This is a genomic window from Runella sp. CRIBMP (assembly GCF_009905605.1).
Classification (GTDB): domain Bacteria; phylum Bacteroidota; class Bacteroidia; order Cytophagales; family Spirosomataceae; genus Runella.
In genome coordinates this window covers 1-1097 of sequence record NZ_JAAAKZ010000051.1, presented here as the reverse complement: position 1 = coordinate 1097, position 1097 = coordinate 1, and the positions used below count along the sequence as shown (strand labels likewise).

Sequence of the window (1097 nt, the reverse complement as noted above, 5' to 3'; positions counted from 1 at the left end):
GTCGGTAAATTTGGGACAATTGCCTCGTTTTGTCCCGTTGTTTTTGGGTTCTGCAAGTCGGTAAATTTGGGACAATTTGCGCCCGTTAATTTGGCCCATTTTTCGGCAATAAGTTGGGAAACTATTTGCTGCCAGTGTTGGGACTTTGGGTGATTCTTCAGCAACTCTATGAATTTATTCAAACGTCTGGTTTGCTCCTTTCGAGCGCGCTCATAGTGGGTGCCGTTCTCAAAATCTTCACGCTGTGGCCTTGCCCATGTTTTGGGGTTGCGTCCTGTGTCTAAAAGTTCTCTTTGAGCCTGTTTTAGCGTTTTTGCCGCTATTTCGGGTTCGTCAAAAAGTATTTCATCAAAATACGCTCTTAGAATTGCTCCTAAACGTTCATAGTTGGATGGATTGGTTAAGTCTCCCAAAGTTTTGATTGAAACGCCCTTAGTGCCTAAAAACTGCATCTTTAATACTTTCACCTCAAACCGTAGCAAGTTTTCCGTTTGGCGGTATTGGGTGCCTTTATCGTAGATTTTTAAGATAAAATGTTCGTGCTGACATTGGTAGTAATTAATCCCATCATCAACGATTTTTATAAATGGCCTTCCTTTGTGGCAAATGAGCCGTTCTAAGAACTTTTTTGGAGCAAAGGGAGTGCAGACATTCACCCCAAACTCAACATTGTTTAAAAGGCTGTTTTCGCTGATTCCAAATTGTTCACGTAGTTTGGCAATTGTGACGGCTACTTGGTCGGCTCCAAAGTCGTTATAGTTGTGCGTTCCTTCGTTGGCGTATTTGTGCAAACTTCCCTGAACGTTTACAAAGTTGCCTTTGATGATAAACCGCAAATTGGCGTATTCGGCCGTTTGGCTTTCAATGGCTCCCGTTCGTTCGGGAACGTGCAACTGCCAATACAGCAAAGGATTTTGTTTCAATGCTTCAATATCGGTCAAGGCATTGAGTATCTTGATTCCGTCAAACATCGGGTTTTTTGTATCTTTGCGCCCACTACACGGATTTATCCGCGTTAGTCTGTATAATGATGCTAAAGAAGGCCATTGAATGATGGATAATTAGGCCAGCTGTGGATAAGTATTGAAGCGTGATTA

At 42.5% G+C, this 1097-nt stretch carries 1 pseudogene; it reads right to left on the bottom strand.

From position 1 onward, the window contains the following. A pseudogene (locus tag GVN20_RS29495) lies at positions 1-971 on the bottom strand (hypothetical protein); the annotation flags it as partial. Positions 972-1097 lie beyond the last annotated feature (126 nt).